The following is a 19,497-nucleotide window of genomic DNA, read 5'->3' as shown; positions in this document are numbered from 1 at the left end:
CATGGAATGGTTGGAATGGTTTCCGGCATTTCTGCTGATTCTAGTCAGAATGTCAGCCTTCATGATAACGCTCCCTTTCTTCTCCTATCAGACGGTGCCGGGTCAGCTGAAAATTGGTGTTGCCTTATGTATGACATGGATTATTTTTTTTACTGAAGACTGGCCGGTCCTGGAGCTGGACTACAGCTATTTTCTGCTGATTCTAAAGGAAGCTCTCGTTGGCCTGACGATTGGACTCGTAGCAGTCATTTTGCTCTACGCTGTGCAGATCGCCGGCGGATTAATCGACTTAAAGCTGGGCTTTTTAATTGCGAATGTCGTGGACCCGCAGACGGGAACCCAGTCGCCGCTTCTCGGCAGCTATCTTTATACGTTCGCACTGTTGTTTATTCTGGCGGTGGACGGTCATCATCTGATGATAGACGGTGCTTACTACAGCTACCAGTACATCCCGCTTGATCAGCCGTTTTTACCGTTCGGGGATGAAAGGCTCGTTGAGTTTATTATCGTCACATTCAGCACAATGTTTATCATTGCGTTTCAAATGTCGATGCCAGTAGTCGGTTCGATCTTTTTAGTAGATGTGGCACTCGGCATGATTGCTCGCACGGTTCCTCAAGTGAACGTATTTGTCGTCGGACTGCCGCTTAAAATATTTCTTGGCTTGATTGTACTTATGCTAACGATGGCTCCATTTCTGATGCTCGTTCAGCATTTAGTCGATACGACAATTGAGACGATGCGAACGCTTATGCAGATCTATGGAGGCGTATGATGTACTTGAAGCTGAATCTTCAATATTTCGCACAGGAAAAAACAGAGAAGGCGACTCCAAAAAAGCGTCTTGAGTCACGCAACAAAGGACAGGTTGCCAAAAGCACCGATGTGAATACTGCATTTATTTTAATGCTCGTCTTTTTGCTTTTCTGGCTGATAGGAAGCTACATTACCCAGGAGCTGCTTGCGATGCTGCGCTACACATTTACAGACTATATGCTGATGGAACTGACTGAAGAAAGCCTGCACACGTTAATGCTCGAGTTCTCATTTCAGGCATTTTTAATAACGGCACCCGTGATGCTCGCAGCCGGAGCTGCCGGCGTTGCAGCGAATTTACTGCAGGTAGGTGTCTTGTTTGCACCGGAAGCAATCAAGATGAAGCTCGAAAAAATTGATCCGATTAAAGGCTTTAAACGTATTTTTTCGATCCGGGCGCTTGTGGAATTTTTAAAGTCAATGATGAAAATACTCCTCGTTGGCATCGTCACAGGAGGTGTCATGTTTTTCTTTATTGATGACTTGCTGAGGCTTGGACTGTATTCGATCCGGGACGGTATGATTTTAATCGGCAGACTCATCGTCATCATGGGCCTTGCCGTCGCATTTCTGCTGATCTTTCTGGCTATTCTTGACTACATGTATCAGAAATATGATTTTGAAAAAAACATCCGAATGTCAAAGCAGGATGTAAAAGATGAGTACAAAAAGACAGAAGGCGATCCGCTCATTAAGTCAAAAATCAAAGAAAAGCAGCGGCAAATGGCAATGAGCCGCATGATGCAGGAAGTTCCTAAAGCAGATGTTGTTATTACGAATCCGACACATTATGCAATTGCGCTTAAATATGATGAAAACGCGATGGATGCGCCGGTTATTACGGCAAAAGGAGTCGATTACATCGCTCTGAAAATGAAGAACACAGCCAGGCAGCACGACGTTGTCATGGTAGAGAACAGACCGCTTGCCAGAGCCCTTTACGCAGAAGCAGAAATCGGCGATCAGGTGCCTGAAGATTTATTCAAAGCTGTAGCAGAAGTATTAGCATACGTATATCGTATTCAGCAGAAAATCTGAGCGGAGTGAAGGAGATTACGTGTCATGCCATTAAAAGATTTAAGCATTTTGTTGACTGTTATTCTAATCGTGATCATGCTGATCATTCCGCTTCCAACAGTCATCATCGATTTTCTGATCATTATAAACATCACCTTTGCTCTGCTGATTATTCTCGTATCGATGAATACAAGAGAGCCGCTGCAGTTTTCTATTTTTCCAACGCTGCTGCTGTTAATCACATTGTTCAGACTTGGCTTGAACGTGTCGACAACCCGCGCCATTCTCGGGAATCAAGGTGATGCCGGGAATGTCATTGAAACGTTCGGGCAGTTTGTAGTCGGTGGTAACGCCTTAGTCGGCTTTGTTGTATTCGTTATCCTTGTCGTCATTCAATTCATCGTTATTACAAAAGGGGCAGAGCGCGTATCCGAGGTGGGGGCAAGATTTACCCTGGATGCTATGCCTGGTAAACAGATGAGTATCGATGCCGATTTGAATGCAGGCATGATTTCCGATATTGAAGCAAAAGAGCGAAGGCAAAAAATTGAAAGAGAAGCTGATTTCTACGGTTCGATGGACGGCGCGAGCAAATTTGTTAAAGGGGATGCAATTGCCGGTATTGTTATCGTTATCATCAATATCGTTTTCGGTTTAGTGATCGGCATGCTTCAGGAAGGACTGCCGCTTGCAGAAGCCGCCAATAAATACACGCTTTTAACCGTAGGAGACGGACTGGTCAGCCAGATTCCAGCCCTGCTCATATCTACTGCAACCGGGATCGTCGTTACAAGAGCAGCTTCAGAGGGTAATCTTGGTCATGACGTGACGACTCAGCTGTTTGCTTATCCAAAAATGCTTTATGTAGCAGGAGCGACGATAGCAGCGCTCGGTATTTTCACACCGATCGACTTGCTGGTCACTTCTTCTATAGCAGCCGTGCTCGGAGTCGGCGGATATATGCTCGTCAAGTCGCAGCTGGCGGAAGAAATTTGGAACGAGACCGAAGAGAGTCCGCCCTCTGAAACAGAAGAGGATCTGACCTCTCCGGAAAGTGTTGTTAATCTGCTTCAGGTAGATCCAGTAGAGTTTGAATTTGGCTATGGCCTGATTCCGCTCGCTGATACAAATCAGGGCGGCGATCTGCTCGACCGTGTTGTCATGATCCGCCGCCAGCTGGCTGTTGAAATGGGGATGGTCGTTCCGGTCATACGCATCCGCGATAACATTCAGCTTCAGCCGAATGAATATGTAATTAAAATAAAAGGCAGTGAAATTTCCAGGGGTGAACTATTGCTCGATCATTACATGGCAATGAGTCCCGGAATTGATGATGATCAGATCACAGGCATAGACACGATTGAACCGGCTTTCGGACTTCCGGCTCTCTGGATTACAGAAGATATGAAAGAACCAGCTGAGCTATCCGGCTACACGGTGGTTGATCCGCCTTCCGTCGTATCGACCCATCTGACAGAAATGATTCGTAAGCATGCTCACGAGCTGCTCGGCCGCCAGGAGACAAAACAACTAGTAGACCATATGAATGAGAGCTATCCAACGCTCGTGGAAGATGTCACACCGACACCGCTTTCAACTGGAGAAGTCCAGAAGGTGCTGAAAAAACTACTTCAGGAAAAAGTATCCATCCGAAATCTTCCGGTAATTTTTGAAGCATTGGCAGACTACTGCAGAATGACAAAAGATACGGACGTGTTGACGGAGTATGTAAGGCAGGCATTGTCACGGCAGCTGTCGGCCCAGTATTCAACAGAAGGTGAACCGCTTTACGTCATGACAGTCAGTGGATCTGTTGAGAAAATGGTTGCTGATGCAGTGCAGCAGACTGAACACGGTGCCTTTTTAAACCTTGATCCGGAAAACGCGCAAAAACTTGTAGAAGCTGTCATGCAGGAGACAGAAAAAATGCAGGAGATGGGCCGCACGCCTGTTATTCTCTGTTCTCCTGCAGTGAGGATGTACATCAGGCATTTGATCGAGCGTTACCTGCCGCAAGTGCCAGTCCTTTCCTACAATGAGCTTGAACCTGACATTGAAGTCCAGAGCATCGGGGTGGTGAATGTGAAATGAGAGTAAAAAAATATACGGCACCTTCTATGAGCGAGGCAATGGTCCGTGTTAAACAGGATCTCGGCGTTCATGCAGTGATCCTTCATTCGAGAAAGCGAAAAACTGGAGGTATTTTCGGCTTCCTCTCTAAAACAATCGTTGAAGTGACAGCAGCTCACGATCCGGAACCTGCAGGGATGAAACCCCAGACAGCGGCTAAATCAATACATTCGTCGAATTATCCAGCAATGAAGCTTCCAACGTCTTCTGACAGGCAGGAAGATTCAGCAAACATGGCTATTTCATCACCAGATCCAGTCAGTTTCTGGCTGAAGCGTCTTTATAAGGCCGGGCTGGGAGAGACAGAAACGGAAAAAGTAAAGGAAAAGCTTTTTCGAATCTGGTACTCATCTGAGGAGGAGCCTGAAGCGCATGCACTTGAACGTGCTGTGAAGGAAGCTGTCTCGGAGCTGCTTCCTCCGCCTGTGCAGGCCGTAAAAGCTCGCTATATTCAAGTTTTTGGCCCGACAGGAGTAGGAAAAACGACTACGCTAGCCAAACTTGCAGCAAAAACCGTGCTTCAAGATAAAAAGTCTGCAGCTTTTATCACTGCAGATACGTATCGTATTGCAGCTGTGGAACAATTGAAAACATATGCCGAGCTTTTAGAAATTCCGGTCGGAGTAGCTTATTCAGCTGAAGACATTCAGAAGTTCCGTGATCAGTTTAGTGACTATGATCATGTATTTATTGATACGGCAGGCAGGAATTACCGTAATAAACATTATGTAAACCAGTTGCAGGACATACTTGGAGATGATTCTGATACTGAACGCCATCTCGTGCTGTCCGCCACATCTAAACTGGAGGACATGGAAGCTGTCGTATCCCAATTTTCTCATGCGTTGCCGGATTCACTCATTTTAACAAAACTGGATGAAACAGTATCGGCTGGTGCAGCAATCAGTATCGCATGCTCAGCGGGTATTCCCGTAAGTGTGATGGCGACAGGACAAAACGTACCGGACGATCTGCAGAATGCTGAACGCAGCCTTTTGACTGAACGACTGCTGGACTGGAGGAACGAATCGTGAACGATCAGGCATTTATGTTAAGAGAAAAAATGCGCCGCCACCGTCAGCTATCTGCGTCACGTGTAAAAACAACTGCTATATGCAGCGGGAAAGGCGGAGTTGGTAAATCCAACCTTTCAGTCAATCTGGGACTGGAGTATGTGCAGCGTGGCGAGCGGGTTCTCATTATGGATCTGGATATCGGCATGGCAAATGTGCATTTGCTGCTGGGTGCAGAAGCTAAGGGCAGTATTGTCACTATGCTGGATCAAGAACTGCCAATTCAGGACGTCATTACGACACATCATACCGGTCTTCATTTTATTGGAGGCGGCAGTGCACTTAAGCAATTGTTTTCACTGAATATTGAAAAGCAAAACCATTTTCACCGCCAGCTTTCACAGCTGGAAGGTATGTATGACCGGTTTATTTTCGATCTCGGAGCAGGACTGACCCTGGAAAGTCTTCAGTTTTTAAAAGCAGCTGATGATGTGCTGCTTGTCACCACTCCGGAACCGACTTCAGTTACAGACGCCTATGCTGTTCTTAAATATATCAGCCAGCTCAAAGAGAACCGCCCTGTCTCTCTTTTGGTAAACAGAGCCGCTCACGAAAGAGAAGGCCGGCGTACTGCCGAAAGTCTGATTCAGGCTGCTGATAAATTTTTAGCATTTTCTGTGACATTTACAGGAAGTATCCCGGATGATACGGCGGTTGCGAAAGCAGTAAAAGCACAGCAGCCGTTTTTGCTGCACGCTCCAGGTTCGAAAGCCGCTAAAGCTGTAAAGCAGGCTGCCGGCGTATTAGACGGGGGCAGACGGAAACAAGAATCCTCTTTTACGGAACGATTAAAGCGATTGTTTATTAAAGGAGACAGCCCGTGAAGCAGCACCGCATTCTTATAGTAGATGACTCGGCTTTTATGAGAAAAGTAATTTCGGATGCTGTTGATCTGCTGCCTGATTTTACTGTCTCCGGCCGGGCGCGTCATGGACAGGATGCTCTTAAACAAGCGCGCTTTTTAAAGCCGGATATTATAACACTGGACATCGAAATGCCTGTTATGACCGGACTTGAAGCCCTTCCTGAACTTCTAAAGATTGCTCCTTTTAAAGTAATTATGGTATCAAGCCTTACGAGTGACGGAACCGAAGAAACGATAAAAGCTTTAGCAGAAGGAGCAATTGATTTCGTTGCGAAACCTGCGGGGGTAATTTCCTCTCTTAACCAACTGTCAAATGAACTATCCGGAAAACTCAGGGCTGCAGCAGAAGCTACAGTGCAGCTGCAGCCTGTTCTGCCAGTAAAAAGGGTTCCGGCTCTTAACAGAGGAGGAGCGACTGGAAGAGCGATTGTCATTGGCACGTCTACAGGTGGTCCAAAAGCATTGCAGCAGCTTCTCCCGCTGCTGCCGGAAGATCTCCCCTGTCCAGTTTTCATTGTTCAGCATATGCCGCCTGGTTTTACCGCCTCTCTAAGCAGAAGATTAAATGAGCTTTCAGCTATAACAGTAAAAGAAGCAGAATCTGGTGAAATTGTTAAAAATGGTGTTGCGTATATTGCTCCGGGAGGATACCATTTAACTATGATCAGAAAAGGGACTAATGTATCATTACAATTAGATCAGGAATCACCAGTTCACGGGCACCGTCCCGCGGTGGATGTGCTGTTCGCTTCAGCAGCTAAAGCACAATTTGTTCATCTGACAGCTGTTGTGTTGACAGGGATGGGGAAAGACGGGGCTGAGGGACTGCGGCAGATTGCTGCAAACTGTGCATTTACATGTCTTTCTGAATCGGAAGCATCATGCGTTGTATACGGTATGCCGCGCGCAGCTGAGTCTACAGGATTAGTGACAGCCGTTCATCATATAAATGAAATGGCTGCTGAGATCGTCAGACGATGCTGAATCATAAGGAGGGCTGAAAGATGGATAAAAATCAATATTTGGATATGTTCATTGATGAAAGCACAGAACACTTGCAGGCCATAAACGACAACCTGCTGAGACTTGAAAAAACGCCTCAAGATTTAACGATCATCGACGAGGTCTTTCGTTCTGCTCATACGTTAAAAGGAATGGCGGCAACGATGGGCTTCGAAGATCTTACTAACTTAACACACCATATGGAAAACGTACTAGATGGCATTCGAAATGAAAGGATTGACGCCGGGTCCGAAGTCCTTGATATTGTATTTGATTCAGTTGATGACCTTGAACAAATGGTCACCGATGTTGCTTCAGGCGGGGAAGGTCGCAGAGACGTAAGCGTGATCGTAGACCGTTTAGGCAGACTGGAGCAGGACCAGCCCGCCGCCGCGGCACAGTCGGAATATGAAACGCTGACCTTTGATGAATATGAAACCGCTGTCGTCGAGCAGGGCAGGGAGCAGGGATATATTCCATACCAGGTATTTGTAAGCCTGTCTGAAAACGTCGTGTTGAAAGCCGCAAGAGTCTTCATGGTTTTTGAGGCGTTAGAGAAGTATGGTGAAGTGATCAAATCTGTTCCGTCTGCTGAACAGCTCGAAGAAGAAGCATTTGACTTTGATTTTCAGGCAATAGTGCTCTCATCCCATGCCGCTGAAGAGATACAGGCAGCTGTTCTCAAAGTATCAGAAGTAGCTTCTGTCATCTGTGCTGAAGCTGATATGCATAAGCCGGTCAGTCAGGAAAGAAACATCACGGAAAAAGAGTCATCTTCTACAGATTCAGCAATTGCAGAACGAGCAGCTGAACCGGCAAAACATGCGCCTGCCGGAAAAACGATTCGCGTAAATATTGACCGGTTGGACAGTCTAATGAACTTATTCGAGGAACTTGTTATCGACCGCGGCCGGCTGGAACAGATTTCCAAAGAACTTGGAAGTAGTGATCTGACAGAAACGGTAGAGCATATGACAAGGATATCCGGAGATCTTCAAAGCATCATTTTAAACATGCGAATGGTTCCGGTGGATCAAGTTTTCAACCGCTTCCCGCGAATGATTCGCGGCTTGTCGAAGGAGTTAGGTAAACAAGTGGAACTTGTCATATCAGGTGCAGAAACGGAGCTTGACCGCACAGTTATTGATGAAATCGGGGATCCGCTTGTTCATTTGCTGCGAAATTCGATTGATCACGGTATCGAAAGTCCGGCTGACCGTGAATCTTCCGGAAAGCCTGCAGCAGGAACTGTTCGGCTTCATGCCTATCACAGCGGCAACCACGTATTTATCGAGGTGTCGGATGACGGAGCAGGTATAAACAAAGAGAAAGTACTGCAAAAAGCAATTTCAGGCGGTGTAGTTTCAGAAGAAGCAGCAAGTCAGCTCACCGACAGGCAGATTTATGAGCTCTTGTTTTCCAGCGGTCTGAGCACGGCGGAGCAGCTGTCGGATATTTCCGGGCGCGGGGTTGGACTTGACGTTGTAAAGAATAAAATCGAAACGCTCGGCGGCACGGTCACAATAGATTCTTCCCCTGGGGAAGGAACTGTATTTTCCGTACAGCTGCCGCTAACCTTATCGATCATTTCTGTGATGCTTGTAGAAGTGCAGCAGGAGAAGTACGCTGTGCCACTATCTTCTATCATTGAGACTGCGATTATTAAGAGAAGTGATATCTGGAGCGTTCAACAGCAGAAAGTGATCGATTTCCGTGGTCATGTAGTTCCGTTGCTTGATCTGACAGAGTTCTTTCAGGTGCCGGTCGCAGAAGAAGAAACGGATGAATTATCTGTAGTAATTGTTCGTAAAGGTGAGAAGATGGCTGCTCTTGTTGTACACCGTTTCATCGGTCAGCAGGAAATTGTATTGAAATCACTCGGTGATTATTTAAAAAATACGAAAGCTGTTTCCGGTGCCACGATATTGGGCGATGGCCAGGTAGCGCTCATTATCGACTGCAATGCCCTGATTCAATGAATGAAAGCTTATAAGGAGGAATCATTATGGAAACGACAGCCGTTGGAGATGTGAAATTAATAGTATTTCAGCTGCAGGATGAAGAGTACGGAGCTGAAGTAGACAAAGTAAGATCTATAGAACGAATGCAGCATATTACCCGGGTACCCGGTACTCCTGATTTCGTTGAAGGTGTGATGAATCTGCGCGGTGTCGTCACTCCGATTATTGATCTAAGAAGACGATTCCGTATGAACAAGAGAGAAACAACTGATACGACACGTATTATTATTGTTCAGGTTGGCGAGATGGAAGTAGGTCTCATTGTTGATTCAGCCAACGATGTCATCGATATTCAGCAGAGCAATATAGAAGCAGCTCCTGACTCCGCAGCGGAGGCGGATGACTCGTGTATACGCGGAGTAGTAAAGCTTGAGAACCGGCTTCTGATTCTGCTTCATCTCGAGAAGGTGCTTGATGCTGATGAACTAATTGCCGTCGAAAACCTGGAGGAACACCGTGAGCTATGAAATCGGTCCAGTTGAACTTGATTTTCTGAAGGAGGCAGGCAATATCGGAGCCGGGCATGCGGCCACTGCTCTCTCTAAGCTTACTGGGCGCAGAATGGATATGAGCGTGCCATCAGCTTCCCTGATTCCGTTTGAAGACATTTTACTGGATGAAGAAGAGGAAGCTGCTTCTGCAGTCGTGTTCAAGCTTTCCGGGGCTTTAACCGGATGGATGATTTTTATGCTTCCAGCAGCTCATGCAGATCGTCTGGCGCTGCAAATGACAGGCGGCACTCACCCGGCTTCAGTTTCTCTCATGCAATCCGCATTTGCGGAAGCGGGTAACATCGTCTGCGGTGCTTACGTAAGCGCTGTGAGTGATTTGACGGGTAAAGCACTCAGCCTGTCTCCCCCTCAGCAGGCAGCGGATATGAAAAGTGCCCTGATTGCAGAGGCGCTCAGTGCTGTGGCACCGGAAGCAGATGCTGCGCTGATGATAGACGCCTGTCTGACAGGGGACAGCCTTTCTTCAGGGATGCAGGGCAGCCTGCTGATAGTGCCGGAGCCGGGCTCCCTGCAGCAGCTGTTCCCATTCGCAGGTGAAGCGAATGAGTGAGATTATCCGGGTCGGTATGGCTGATATGAAAAGTGCTCATGCAGGTAAACGGCTTCGCACTACCGGGCTTGGATCATGTGTTGGTATCATTATATATGATGAGAAAACCAGTTCAGCAGTAATGGCTCACATTATGCTTCCGGATTCACAAAACACGTCAGCTCCGGTTAAACGTGCCAAGTTCGCTGATACTGCCATTGAAGATATGATCAATTACTTTCTCGGACAGAGAATACCTAAACACAGGCTGCGAGCCAAAATTGCAGGCGGGGCACAAATGTTTTCTTTTTCTAATTCTGATACATTTCGAATCGGTCCTAGAAATACAGAAGCAGTAAAACAGCTCTTGTCAGACGCTTCGATCCGGATTGTTTTTGAGGATACGGGAGGAACAAGCGGCCGAACGATAGAATTTAATCCTGAAGATCAGCGTCTTGAAATTCGTACGGTGCATAAAGGAGTGGTGACGGCATGATTCGATATGCAATGACCGGAGCGGCCGCTGCCGCCCTGCTGACCTTTTTCGTATCTATTCCTGTAAACAGCTCAGCCGTGTCTGTAATACGCGGTTTAGCAGGGGCAGTTTGCGGAGGACTTTCGGGAATTGTATTGTTCTATATCATGAACGCCGTTAAAATGCCGCTGAAACGTCAGCCCGACGAGGAAGCGGAAGCTAGTAATATCGATGAAGCCGCTAAAGATGAAAGCTTTCAGGAGGAGGATGCTGAATGAACAGCCGTCAAATTGCCGAGCCGCTGCACCAGTATTGGGAGGAATGGGAAGAGAATCGATCAGACTCAGCCGGAAGCTCTCTCATTGAGGCATATATGCCGCTTGTGGATTATCACGTTCAGCGTGTAAGAATTCATCTTCCGCGTTCTGTTCGGGAAGAGGAGCTTAAAAGTCACGGATTAATTGGTTTATACGATGCTCTGGAAAAGTTTGATACGTCGCGGGAGTTGAAATTTGATACGTATGCGTCTTTTCGAATCCGGGGGGCGATCATCGACGGCCTTCGTCAGGAGGATTGGCTTCCACGATCTGTCCGTGAAAAAGCGAAAAAAATTGAGCAGGCTGCGGACAGGCTGGAACAGCAGCTGGGCCGCGTCGCAACGGCAGATGAAATCAGCCGGGAAACCGGCTATGAAACGTCAGACATTACGAAAACATTAAATGATAGTTTTATTTCTCATTTCTTATCAATTGATGAAAAAGCCGGAGACGAGGACAGTGATGATTCGTTTGTCCAGACGCTCGCTGATAAAGCTGCAAAAACGCCGGATGAAGCATTAGCTCATAAAGGACTGATTCAGGAACTCGTTCATGCTGTCGGAAGGCTGAATGAGAAAGAACAGATGGTCATTTCGCTATTTTATGCAGAAGAGCTGACATTGACAGAAATTGGAAAGATAATGGATTTGTCAACTTCACGCATTTCGCAAATTCATTCAAAATGCATGAAAAAACTTCAGCAGTTTCTGGCGGAGGATGAATAATGGGGTGTTCAAGGGGGAAATAAAGGATGGAACAGCTGGAGGGGACCAAAATTATCATTGCTTTCGGAGATATGCAGGCATTTATCCGGCCAGGAGCTCAAGGAATCCCTGCCGGAGTTCCGGTAGATCAACTGGAAAAAATACTTCACGAGAACGGCGTAGTATTCGGAATTTCCGCTGATGCACTTAAGCGAATCCATTCAACAGGATGCGAAAGCGAAGTGGAAGTGGCTGTTGGAAAAAAGCCGGTTAATGGTTCAGATGCTTATATGAAGCTGCCGGATCGGAAGGTGAAGGAGCAGGAGAAGCTTGGAAAGGTTAACCTGCGGCATGTTACAGACATATGGATGGCTGAAAAAGGGGATGAAGTAGGTGAAAAAGTACCGCCTGCTCCGGGTTCAGCGGGCACTACTGTTACCGGAAATACGGTAGAGCCGCGGCCCGGAAAAGATTTCAAACTGAGAGCTGGTAAAAATACGGTATTATCTGAAGACGGCATCAGAGTAGTCGCAGCTGCTGATGGACAGATCTCGGTCGACCGCCGGCTCGTACACATTAACCCCGTATATGAGGTCCATGGAGACCTGGACATGCGCACAGGAAACATTATGTTTAATGGCAATGTTGTGATTCAAGGCAGCGTACCTTCAGGATTTCGCATCGAAGCGAAGGGAGACGTCTATATTCACGGTGCTGTAGAGGCTGCATTTATAAAAAGCGGAGGGTCCGTTTACATCAAATATGGCGTAAACGGCTCAGGAAATGGCACGGTTTTCGCGGATAAAGATATTGAAGCATCTTTCCTTAATGAAGCAGATGTGACTGCATTAGGGTCTGTTTACATAAAAAAAGAAGTGCTTCACAGCAGAGTGGAAGCAGGCACCTGTTTTGAGTGTACGCAAGGTGCAGGACTAGTCTCTGGAGGTACGGTTTCGGCGGGAGCCTCAGCTACCATGAATGTGCTTGGAAACAGGATGTACACGAAAACGGACGTATACTGCGGGATCAGCGCAAGAGTCACTGCTCAGCGGGCACGCTATGAACAACAGCTCGCAGAAAACAAAAAGAAATTAAAACAACTTGTTCTCATCCGGCAGACCAGTGCAGCACCGTCAGAGAAAATAGAAGCTGCCATGCGCGAGTCCGCACAGTTGATCAGACTGGCGGAGGATCGGCTTGGAGCATTAGAAAACGATGATGAGGGCGGAAGTATTGCCGTACTTAAAACAGTATATCCCAACGTCACGTTTCACGCAGGTAAATACAGCCGTACGGTCCAGGCAGAATCGGGAGGCATATGCGTGAGGCTTCAAGACGGTGAATTAAGCAGTGACTATATTCAGCACCCGGTTCAGAGATAACAAGGAGGAGATAGATGTGACATTTTTACTGCTGACGAGTCTGCTGCTGCACCTCGCATCGTTTTTTGCAATCGTTATATTGTACAGACGGCAGGAAGCATCGCCTTCACAGGATATGGATACGAAAATGCGACAGATGGAAGACATACTCGCGGCTTATACGGAAGAAATGAAAGACAGCAACGATCAGCTGTTGAAGGAAATTCAGGGAACTTCTAAACCTGAAAAAACCTTTAAACAGACGGAACGAAATACAAATCAAGTCCCTCCGGTCTATGCTCCACCATTCCCGGAGGAGCAGGATACGAATATGGAAGTATCGGACCGTGCAAAAGTGATGCAGCTTTATGCGACTGGTAAAAAACCAGCGCAGATCGCAGAAGAGCTGCAAATGGGAACCGGTGAAGTAGAGCTGCTCATCCGCTTTCACCATCAGCTGGAAAATTGATGATTGTCATCAGAGACAATATATGATATATTTCTCTTTGGTGTTAATTACACACGGTCCGGATGTAAAGGGTGTTGCTGGCAACAGTCCCCTGTGCAGATGAACAGGCCGGAGGTTTAAAAAACAATTACAGGAGGTGAGTGAATATGGCAGTGATCTCCATGAAGCAGCTGCTGGAGGCCGGAGTACATTTCGGACACCAGACACGCCGCTGGAATCCTAAAATGGATCGCTACATTTTCACAGAACGAAACGGTATTTACATCATTGATCTTCAAAAGACAGTGAAGAAAGTGGAAGAAGCATTTAATTTTGTACGTGATGTTGCAGCGCAGGGCGGAACCGTATTGTTTGTCGGTACGAAGAAGCAGGCGCAGGACTCTGTTAAAGAAGAAGCAGAGCGTGCAGGAATGTACTATATTAATCAGCGCTGGCTCGGCGGAACGCTCACTAACTTTGAGACGATCCGCAAGCGGATTTCCCGTCTGAAGCAGCTGGAGCAGATGCAGGAAGACGGCACGTTTGATGTCCTTCCGAAAAAAGAGGTTGTTATTCTCAACAAGGAAATGGACCGTCTCGAAAAATTCCTCGGCGGAATTAAAGAGATGAACAAGCTTCCGGACGCACTGTTCATCATCGATCCTCGTAAAGAGCGTATCGCTGTTGCAGAAGCGCATAAACTTGAGATCCCTATCGTCGGTATCGTTGATACGAACTGTGATCCTGATGAGATTGATTACGTCATTCCGGGTAACGACGACGCGATCCGTGCGGTCCGTCTTCTTACTGCGAAAATGGCAGATGCAATCATCGAGGCAAATCAGGGAGAAGAAACTACAGCGTAAGCAGGAAAAGGGTGATAGAGGGGCTGACCCTTTATCACCCTTTTTGTAAGAAAGGTTTCATTTATAGAAGGAGGAATTAATAATGGCAATTTCAGCTAAAATGGTTAAAGAACTTCGTGAGAAAACAGGTGCAGGCATGATGGACTGCAAGAAAGCTCTTTCTGAAACTGATGGTGACATGGAAAAAGCAGTAAATTTTCTCCGTGAAAAGGGAATTGCAAAAGCTGCCAAAAAGGCTGATCGTGTTGCAGCGGAAGGTCTTGCTCATATCGTAAAAGAAGGTAACCGTGCAGTTATTGTAGAAATCAATTCCGAAACAGACTTTGTTTCCAAAAACGATGGCTTTATTAACATGGTAGATACAGTAGCGAAGCACATTTTGACGAACAGCCCTGCTAACGTGGAAGAAGCGCTCGCTCAGGACTTTGCAGGTGAGCAGGATACGCTTCAGGACTTCATTAATAACCAGATTGCGACAATCGGGGAGAAAATTTCTCTGCGCCGCTTTGAAATTGTGGAACTCGGAGAAAACGAGCACGCAGGTGCATACATTCATATGGGTGGACGCATTGGAGTTCTGACGATTGTAGAAGGTGCAGACGATGAGACAGCTAAGGATGTCGCCATGCACATTGCTGCAATCAATCCGAAGTATGTCAGCCGTGACGCTGTCTCTGAAGAGGAAGTAGAGAGCGAGCGTGACGTACTGAAGCAGCAGGCTCTTAACGAAGGCAAGCCCGAAAACATTGTTGAGAAAATGGTAGAAGGCCGTCTCGGCAAGTTCTTCGAAGAAATCTGCTTGAACGAGCAGGCATTTGTTAAAGACAGCGATCAGAAAGTTGGCAAGTTCGTAGAATCCAAAGGTGGATCTGTGAAGACATTCTTCCGCTATGAAGTTGGAGAAGGCATGGAAAAGCGTGAGGACAACTTTGCAGAAGAAGTTATGTCCCAGGTGAAAAAGTAAGCACATGTTAAAAAGGGACACCCTGGTGTCCCTTTTTCCTGAACGTGGAGAATCTACATCTTTGGAGGGACTTATGGAGCAGTCAAGCTATAAGCGAATTGTACTTAAATTGAGCGGAGAAGCACTGGCAGGAGAGCAGGGATTCGGGATAGACCCGGACATGATCCAGTCGATCGCGGATCAAATCCGGGAAATTCATGAACTAAATGTGGAAATTGCCATCATTGTCGGAGGCGGAAACATTTGGAGAGGAATGGCCGGAAGCGCTAAGGGAATGGACCGGGCTACAGCTGACTATATGGGAATGCTGGCGACGGTTATGAATTCGCTTGCTCTTCAGGACAGCCTTGAAAATATCGGTGTTCAAACGCGTGTTCAGTCATCTATCGAAATGAGGCAGGTCGCAGAACCATACATTCGCCGCCGTGCGATTCGTCATCTTGAGAAAAAACGAGTTGTTATCTTTGCTGCTGGAACAGGAAATCCCTATTTCTCAACAGATACGACAGCAGCACTGCGTGCGGCGGAAATTGAAGCCGATGTTATACTCATGGCTAAAAATAATGTAGACGGTGTCTACAATTCAGATCCTTCCACAGATGAAAATGCTACAAAATACGAACAGCTTACTTATTTGGATATATTAAAGGATGGACTTGGAGTTATGGACTCCACCGCTTCATCGCTCTGCATGGATAACGATATTCCGCTTATTGTCTTCTCCATAGCCGAGAAAGGAAATATCCGTCGAGCCGTAACAGGCGAAGAAATTGGAACAATTATTAGGGGGAATGTCTGATATGTCACAGCAGGTTATTAAAGATTCAAAAGAGCGTATGGATAAATCAGTGGAAGCATTCAGCCGTGAGCTTTCCACCATTCGTGCGGGAAGAGCAAACCCGTCTTTGCTTGATAAAGTTCAGGTGGAATACTACGGCGCATTGACGCCGTTAAACCAGCTGGCAACAGTATCGGTCCCGGAAGGACGTCTGCTGCTGATTACTCCTTTTGATAAAACGTCTATCCAAAATATTGAAAAAGGCATTCAAAAGGCAGATCTGGGCCTCTCTCCAAACAATGATGGGAACGTCATCCGCATCAACATTCCGGCATTAACCGATGAGCGGCGTAAAGAATTGATAAAAATCATCGGCCGCTATGCGGAAGAAGCAAAAGTTGCAGTCCGAAATATCCGCCGTGATGGAAACGATGAGCTTAAGAAAGAACAAAAAGACGGTACTCTCACAGAAGATGAGCTGAAGCGTGAGCAGGATGAGGTTCAAAAGCTTACAGACAGCACGATTAAAACAATAGATGAGTATGCTAAAAACAAAGAAAATGAAGTTCGGGAAGTTTAATTCTCCAAGCTGTCCGCCGATCAGGCTGGCAGCTTTTTCATTTGAAGCGGCTGCCAGTTCGTAAGCATAGTCGAAAGTGGTACGTTTCATCATAATCTTCTTCCGGAAGCAGGAACAGGAAAAAATCGGTTTCCTTATTATAACGGGCTTACAAACATGATAGAATAGTAGAGGAGCTTTTTTAGACATCTAGAACCAGTTGGAGGCAGAGGCCATGTTAAATAAATTAGCACGTAAGATGAAAAGCGAACCTGTAGAGCATACGCTCGCTGATCAGGAAGCCCCTGTCCCAGCCCATATAGCTATTATTATGGACGGAAACGGACGTTGGGCAAAACAGAGAGGGCTGCCGAGAATTGCAGGGCATCGCGAAGGAATGAATGTGATACGGAACATTGTCCGTTCTGCGAACAAAATTGGAGTTGAAACGTTAACGCTTTATGCATTTTCAACAGAAAATTGGAAGCGCCCGAAAACAGAAGTGGATTTTTTAATGAGACTTCCGGAGCGCTTTTTAAGTATGGAGCTGCCTGTACTTATGGAAGAGAACGTCATCGTGCGTATTACGGGCTCAAAGGAAAGACTTCCTGAATATACTCGGAGAGCTGTTGAGGAAGCAGTCACGAAAACAGCTGATAATACCGGGCTGATTTTGAACTTTGCGTTGAACTACGGTGCGCGTAATGAAATAATGGAAGCTTTTGAGCATATTTACGAAGATGTCGACAAAGGACATTTACGTAAAGAGGACATCAGTGAAGCCGTCGTATCAGATTACCTGATGACAAATGGATTGTCAGAACCCGATCTGCTCATACGGACGAGCGGCGAGATCCGTTTAAGCAACTTTATGCTGTGGCAGCTGGCTTACTCGGAATTCTGGTTTACGGATGTTCTCTGGCCTGATTTTAAAGAGCAGCATCTACTGGAAGCCGTACAGTCTTATCAGAACAGACAGCGCCGTTACGGCGGGGTCTAGAGGAGGTTACTATGAAGCAGCGCATCATAACAGGAGTCATAGCCGGCGCTGGCTTTCTTGGGTTGATTTACATTGGGGGAGCCGCGTTTATCATACTAGTCACCGCCCTTGCGCTAATTGGCATGAGAGAGCTGCTTAAAATGAAGCAGATTCAGCCCTTTTCATTTAAAGGGGCAGTCGGATTTATTTTACTGCTGCTGCTCGTCGTACCGGATGTGCTTCTCGTGCAGCTGCCTTGGGAAGTCGACAGACTCGAGCTGTTTTTATTGCTTGTAATCTGTCTGCTCGCGTTAACGGTGCTTTCTAAAAATAAATTTACATTCGATGAAGCTGGGTTCACCGTACTTGCATCTGTTTACGTCGGATTTGGCTTTTATTATTTCATGTATGCAAGATTTCTGGATAATGGGATGGAACTGATCTTCTTTATTCTTATTCTTGTGTGGGCAACAGATTCCGGAGCTTACTTTGCTGGAAGGGCTTTTGGCAGAACAAAACTTTGGCCGGAAATCAGCCCCAAAAAAACCATTGAAGGCTCGCTTGGAGGAATCGCGCTGGCTCTTACAGCCGGTATGATTTATTATTATTTTATCCCCGTCTATCCGAATGTCTGGACAGCAGTAGCAGGCATTCTCGTAGTGTCTACGGCGGGACAGCTAGGTGATTTAGTAGAATCCGCATTTAAGCGCCATTATGCAGTCAAGGATTCAGGACAAGTACTGCCGGGACACGGAGGAATTCTCGACCGGTTTGACAGCCTGATATTCGTCATGCCAGTGCTATACTTATTCAATTTGCTTGGCTGATGGAGATGAATAGACGGAAAAACCCGGGGCTGGTAAGATATCGGTACCGGTTTAAGGCTCATAGAAGGCACACAAAGGATTTGGAGGCAGTCATAATATGAAGCACGTACATCTGCTAGGAGCTACAGGCTCCATTGGAGTACAGACTCTGGATATCATTCGCAGCAATCCGGATTATTTCCGGCTGGGAAGTCTGTCCTTCGGAAAAAATGTAGCTTCTGCTGCAGAAGCTGCGAATGAGTTTTGTCCGCCAGTTATTGGCGCCGGATCTCTTGAAGCTGCCAGAGAACTGAAACATCTTTTAACTTACAGTCCGGATATCATTCCAGGAGATGAGGGGCTCCAGGCTTGCGCCAGAGCAGGAAATCGCGGCGACGTACTTGTTAATGCCGTCATGGGAAGAGTCGGGCTGGAACCGACGCTCACTGCAATGCGCTCAGGTAAGACTATCGCGATAGCTAATAAAGAAACACTAGTTACGGCGGGTCACCTTGTGAAACAGCTTCAGCTGGAAACAGGAGTCGACATTCTTCCGGTAGATAGTGAACACTCAGCCATATATCAGTGCCTGCACGGCAAAAAACAGGATGTTAACAGCCTTATTTTAACGGCCAGCGGAGGAAGCTTTCGTGACAAATCCAGGGAGCAACTTCAGGGAGTCACCGTAGATGAAGCATTAAATCATCCTAACTGGAGCATGGGGGCAAAGATAACGATCGATTCTGCTACGATGATGAACAAAGGACTCGAAGTGATTGAAGCTCACTGGCTGTTTGATATGCCTTACGAGAAAATCGATGTATTGCTTCATTCAGAAAGCATCGTGCATTCGATGGTAGAATATGTGGACGGCAGCGTCATGGCCCACCTTGGTACACCAGATATGCGGGTTCCGATTCAGTATGCGCTAACCTGCCCTGATCGAATGCCAATTAAAGGAAGTCGGCCTTTGAAGCTTTGGGAAGCCGGAACGCTTCATTTTAAAGAGCTGGATCTTAAAAGATATAAAGCTTTTGAACTTGCTCTGGAAGCTGGTAAAGCCGGCGGGTCGATGCCGACTGTGCTGAATGCAGCAAATGAGTCGGCTGTAGACATGTTTTTAAAAGGAAACATTACGTTTCTGGAAATTGACGAGCTGGTCGATCGGGCGCTTGAGCAGCATGAACGAATTGCTGAGCCTGATTTGGAACAAATTATTGATATTGACAGGGAGACGCGCATACGTACTGCTGCGCAGGCCTCCGGATAAAGGAA

At 46.6% G+C, this 19,497-nt stretch carries 21 protein-coding genes; all 21 read left to right on the top strand.

All coding sequences use genetic code 11. The features are described from left to right. Position 1: 1 nt before the first annotated feature. The 21 genes from fliR (at position 2) to dxr (ending at position 19,492) form a co-directional block, all read left to right on the top strand. Complete coding sequence (gene fliR, locus HCN83_RS01920) at positions 2 to 775, top strand: flagellar biosynthetic protein FliR (RefSeq protein ID WP_168004624.1); 774 nt, start codon at positions 2 to 4, stop codon at positions 773 to 775. Then, positions 775 to 1,854, top strand: coding sequence for a flagellar biosynthesis protein FlhB (gene flhB / locus HCN83_RS01915; protein ID WP_168004623.1), 1,080 nt, complete (start codon positions 775 to 777; stop codon positions 1,852 to 1,854). The genes fliR and flhB overlap by 1 nt, the downstream gene beginning before the upstream one ends. A gap of 24 nt (positions 1,855 to 1,878) precedes the next feature. After that, a complete protein-coding gene (gene flhA, locus HCN83_RS01910; RefSeq protein WP_168004622.1) occupies positions 1,879 to 3,924 on the top strand; it encodes a flagellar biosynthesis protein FlhA in 2,046 nt (681 codons plus the stop codon). Continuing rightward, complete coding sequence (locus tag HCN83_RS01905) at positions 3,921 to 4,997, top strand: AAA family ATPase (RefSeq protein WP_168004621.1); 1,077 nt, start codon at positions 3,921 to 3,923, stop codon at positions 4,995 to 4,997. Before flhA ends, HCN83_RS01905 begins: the two co-directional genes overlap by 4 nt. Next, positions 4,994 to 5,860 (top strand): AAA family ATPase, encoded by an 867-nt coding sequence (locus tag HCN83_RS01900; RefSeq protein ID WP_168004620.1) that lies wholly within the window; start codon positions 4,994 to 4,996, stop codon positions 5,858 to 5,860. Before HCN83_RS01905 ends, HCN83_RS01900 begins: the two co-directional genes overlap by 4 nt. Continuing rightward, the gene (locus HCN83_RS01895) at positions 5,857 to 6,885 is read left to right on the top strand and encodes a chemotaxis response regulator protein-glutamate methylesterase (protein WP_343033637.1); all 1,029 of its coding nucleotides are present in this window, start codon (positions 5,857 to 5,859) and stop codon (positions 6,883 to 6,885) included. The genes HCN83_RS01900 and HCN83_RS01895 overlap by 4 nt, the downstream gene beginning before the upstream one ends. A gap of 20 nt (positions 6,886 to 6,905) precedes the next feature. Then, positions 6,906 to 8,882 carry a chemotaxis protein CheA gene (locus HCN83_RS01890; protein WP_168004619.1) on the top strand — a complete coding sequence of 659 codons (1,977 nt, stop codon included), beginning with the start codon at positions 6,906 to 6,908 and terminating at the stop codon, positions 8,880 to 8,882. A 26-nt stretch (positions 8,883 to 8,908) separates the two neighbouring features. After that, positions 8,909 to 9,391, top strand: coding sequence for a chemotaxis protein CheW (locus tag HCN83_RS01885; RefSeq protein WP_168004618.1), 483 nt, complete (start codon positions 8,909 to 8,911; stop codon positions 9,389 to 9,391). Continuing rightward, positions 9,381 to 9,986: a chemotaxis protein CheC gene (locus HCN83_RS01880; protein WP_168004617.1), complete on the top strand. Its 606-nt coding sequence runs from the start codon at positions 9,381 to 9,383 to the stop codon at positions 9,984 to 9,986. Before HCN83_RS01885 ends, HCN83_RS01880 begins: the two co-directional genes overlap by 11 nt. Further along, complete coding sequence (locus HCN83_RS01875) at positions 9,979 to 10,461, top strand: chemotaxis protein CheD (RefSeq protein ID WP_168004616.1); 483 nt, start codon at positions 9,979 to 9,981, stop codon at positions 10,459 to 10,461. Before HCN83_RS01880 ends, HCN83_RS01875 begins: the two co-directional genes overlap by 8 nt. Next, positions 10,458 to 10,718, top strand: coding sequence for a hypothetical protein (locus HCN83_RS01870; protein ID WP_168004615.1), 261 nt, complete (start codon positions 10,458 to 10,460; stop codon positions 10,716 to 10,718). The genes HCN83_RS01875 and HCN83_RS01870 overlap by 4 nt, the downstream gene beginning before the upstream one ends. Continuing rightward, complete coding sequence (locus tag HCN83_RS01865) at positions 10,715 to 11,482, top strand: FliA/WhiG family RNA polymerase sigma factor (protein WP_168004614.1); 768 nt, start codon at positions 10,715 to 10,717, stop codon at positions 11,480 to 11,482. The genes HCN83_RS01870 and HCN83_RS01865 overlap by 4 nt, the downstream gene beginning before the upstream one ends. 26 nt (positions 11,483 to 11,508) lie before the next feature. Beyond that, complete coding sequence (locus tag HCN83_RS01860) at positions 11,509 to 12,843, top strand: DUF342 domain-containing protein (RefSeq protein WP_168004613.1); 1,335 nt, start codon at positions 11,509 to 11,511, stop codon at positions 12,841 to 12,843. Between the two features lie 16 nt (positions 12,844 to 12,859). Next, a complete protein-coding gene (locus HCN83_RS01855) occupies positions 12,860 to 13,291 on the top strand; it encodes a DUF6115 domain-containing protein (RefSeq protein ID WP_168004612.1) in 432 nt (143 codons plus the stop codon). Positions 13,292 to 13,437: 146 nt separating this feature from the next. After that, positions 13,438 to 14,136, top strand: a complete 699-nt coding sequence (gene rpsB, locus HCN83_RS01850; protein WP_168004611.1) for a 30S ribosomal protein S2 — start codon at positions 13,438 to 13,440, stop codon at positions 14,134 to 14,136. Between the two features lie 82 nt (positions 14,137 to 14,218). Beyond that, positions 14,219 to 15,100 (top strand): translation elongation factor Ts, encoded by an 882-nt coding sequence (gene tsf, locus HCN83_RS01845; RefSeq protein ID WP_168004610.1) that lies wholly within the window; start codon positions 14,219 to 14,221, stop codon positions 15,098 to 15,100. A gap of 73 nt (positions 15,101 to 15,173) precedes the next feature. Beyond that, positions 15,174 to 15,899: a UMP kinase gene (gene pyrH, locus HCN83_RS01840; RefSeq protein WP_168004609.1), complete on the top strand. Its 726-nt coding sequence runs from the start codon at positions 15,174 to 15,176 to the stop codon at positions 15,897 to 15,899. 1 nt (position 15,900) lies between these two features. Further along, positions 15,901 to 16,458, top strand: coding sequence for a ribosome recycling factor (frr, locus tag HCN83_RS01835; RefSeq protein WP_168004608.1), 558 nt, complete (start codon positions 15,901 to 15,903; stop codon positions 16,456 to 16,458). A 238-nt stretch (positions 16,459 to 16,696) separates the two neighbouring features. Continuing rightward, positions 16,697 to 17,437, top strand: coding sequence for an isoprenyl transferase (locus tag HCN83_RS01830; RefSeq protein ID WP_246238066.1), 741 nt, complete (start codon positions 16,697 to 16,699; stop codon positions 17,435 to 17,437). A gap of 11 nt (positions 17,438 to 17,448) precedes the next feature. Then, positions 17,449 to 18,243 (top strand): phosphatidate cytidylyltransferase, encoded by a 795-nt coding sequence (locus HCN83_RS01825; protein ID WP_168004606.1) that lies wholly within the window; start codon positions 17,449 to 17,451, stop codon positions 18,241 to 18,243. Between the two features lie 97 nt (positions 18,244 to 18,340). Next, positions 18,341 to 19,492 carry a 1-deoxy-D-xylulose-5-phosphate reductoisomerase gene (gene dxr / locus HCN83_RS01820; protein ID WP_168004605.1) on the top strand — a complete coding sequence of 384 codons (1,152 nt, stop codon included), beginning with the start codon at positions 18,341 to 18,343 and terminating at the stop codon, positions 19,490 to 19,492. Positions 19,493 to 19,497 lie beyond the last annotated feature (5 nt).

The sequence above is a fragment of the Alkalicoccus luteus genome (assembly GCF_012034335.1).
GTDB classification, from domain to species: domain Bacteria; phylum Bacillota; class Bacilli; order Bacillales; family Salisediminibacteriaceae; genus Alkalicoccus; species Alkalicoccus luteus_A.
The sequence above is the reverse complement of the archived record's forward strand: the minus strand, read 5'-3'. Positions and strand labels throughout refer to the sequence as shown.

Coding starts and splice junctions, on each gene's coding strand:
- flhA (WP_168004622.1), top strand. CDS start 1,879: ATGCCATTAAAAGATTTAAGCATTTTGTTGACTGTTATTCTAATCGTG.
- HCN83_RS01865 (WP_168004614.1), top strand. CDS start 10,715: ATGAACAGCCGTCAAATTGCCGAGCCGCTGCACCAGTATTGGGAGGAA.
- dxr (WP_168004605.1), top strand. CDS start 18,341: ATGAAGCACGTACATCTGCTAGGAGCTACAGGCTCCATTGGAGTACAG.
- HCN83_RS01860 (WP_168004613.1), top strand. CDS start 11,509: ATGGAACAGCTGGAGGGGACCAAAATTATCATTGCTTTCGGAGATATG.
- fliR (WP_168004624.1), top strand. CDS start 2: ATGGAATGGTTGGAATGGTTTCCGGCATTTCTGCTGATTCTAGTCAGA.
- HCN83_RS01825 (WP_168004606.1), top strand. CDS start 17,449: ATGAAGCAGCGCATCATAACAGGAGTCATAGCCGGCGCTGGCTTTCTT.
- rpsB (WP_168004611.1), top strand. CDS start 13,438: ATGGCAGTGATCTCCATGAAGCAGCTGCTGGAGGCCGGAGTACATTTC.
- HCN83_RS01875 (WP_168004616.1), top strand. CDS start 9,979: ATGAGTGAGATTATCCGGGTCGGTATGGCTGATATGAAAAGTGCTCAT.
- tsf (WP_168004610.1), top strand. CDS start 14,219: ATGGCAATTTCAGCTAAAATGGTTAAAGAACTTCGTGAGAAAACAGGT.
- HCN83_RS01870 (WP_168004615.1), top strand. CDS start 10,458: ATGATTCGATATGCAATGACCGGAGCGGCCGCTGCCGCCCTGCTGACC.
- HCN83_RS01905 (WP_168004621.1), top strand. CDS start 3,921: ATGAGAGTAAAAAAATATACGGCACCTTCTATGAGCGAGGCAATGGTC.
- pyrH (WP_168004609.1), top strand. CDS start 15,174: ATGGAGCAGTCAAGCTATAAGCGAATTGTACTTAAATTGAGCGGAGAA.
- frr (WP_168004608.1), top strand. CDS start 15,901: ATGTCACAGCAGGTTATTAAAGATTCAAAAGAGCGTATGGATAAATCA.
- HCN83_RS01890 (WP_168004619.1), top strand. CDS start 6,906: ATGGATAAAAATCAATATTTGGATATGTTCATTGATGAAAGCACAGAA.
- HCN83_RS01830 (WP_246238066.1), top strand. CDS start 16,697: ATGAAAAGCGAACCTGTAGAGCATACGCTCGCTGATCAGGAAGCCCCT.
- HCN83_RS01885 (WP_168004618.1), top strand. CDS start 8,909: ATGGAAACGACAGCCGTTGGAGATGTGAAATTAATAGTATTTCAGCTG.
- flhB (WP_168004623.1), top strand. CDS start 775: ATGTACTTGAAGCTGAATCTTCAATATTTCGCACAGGAAAAAACAGAG.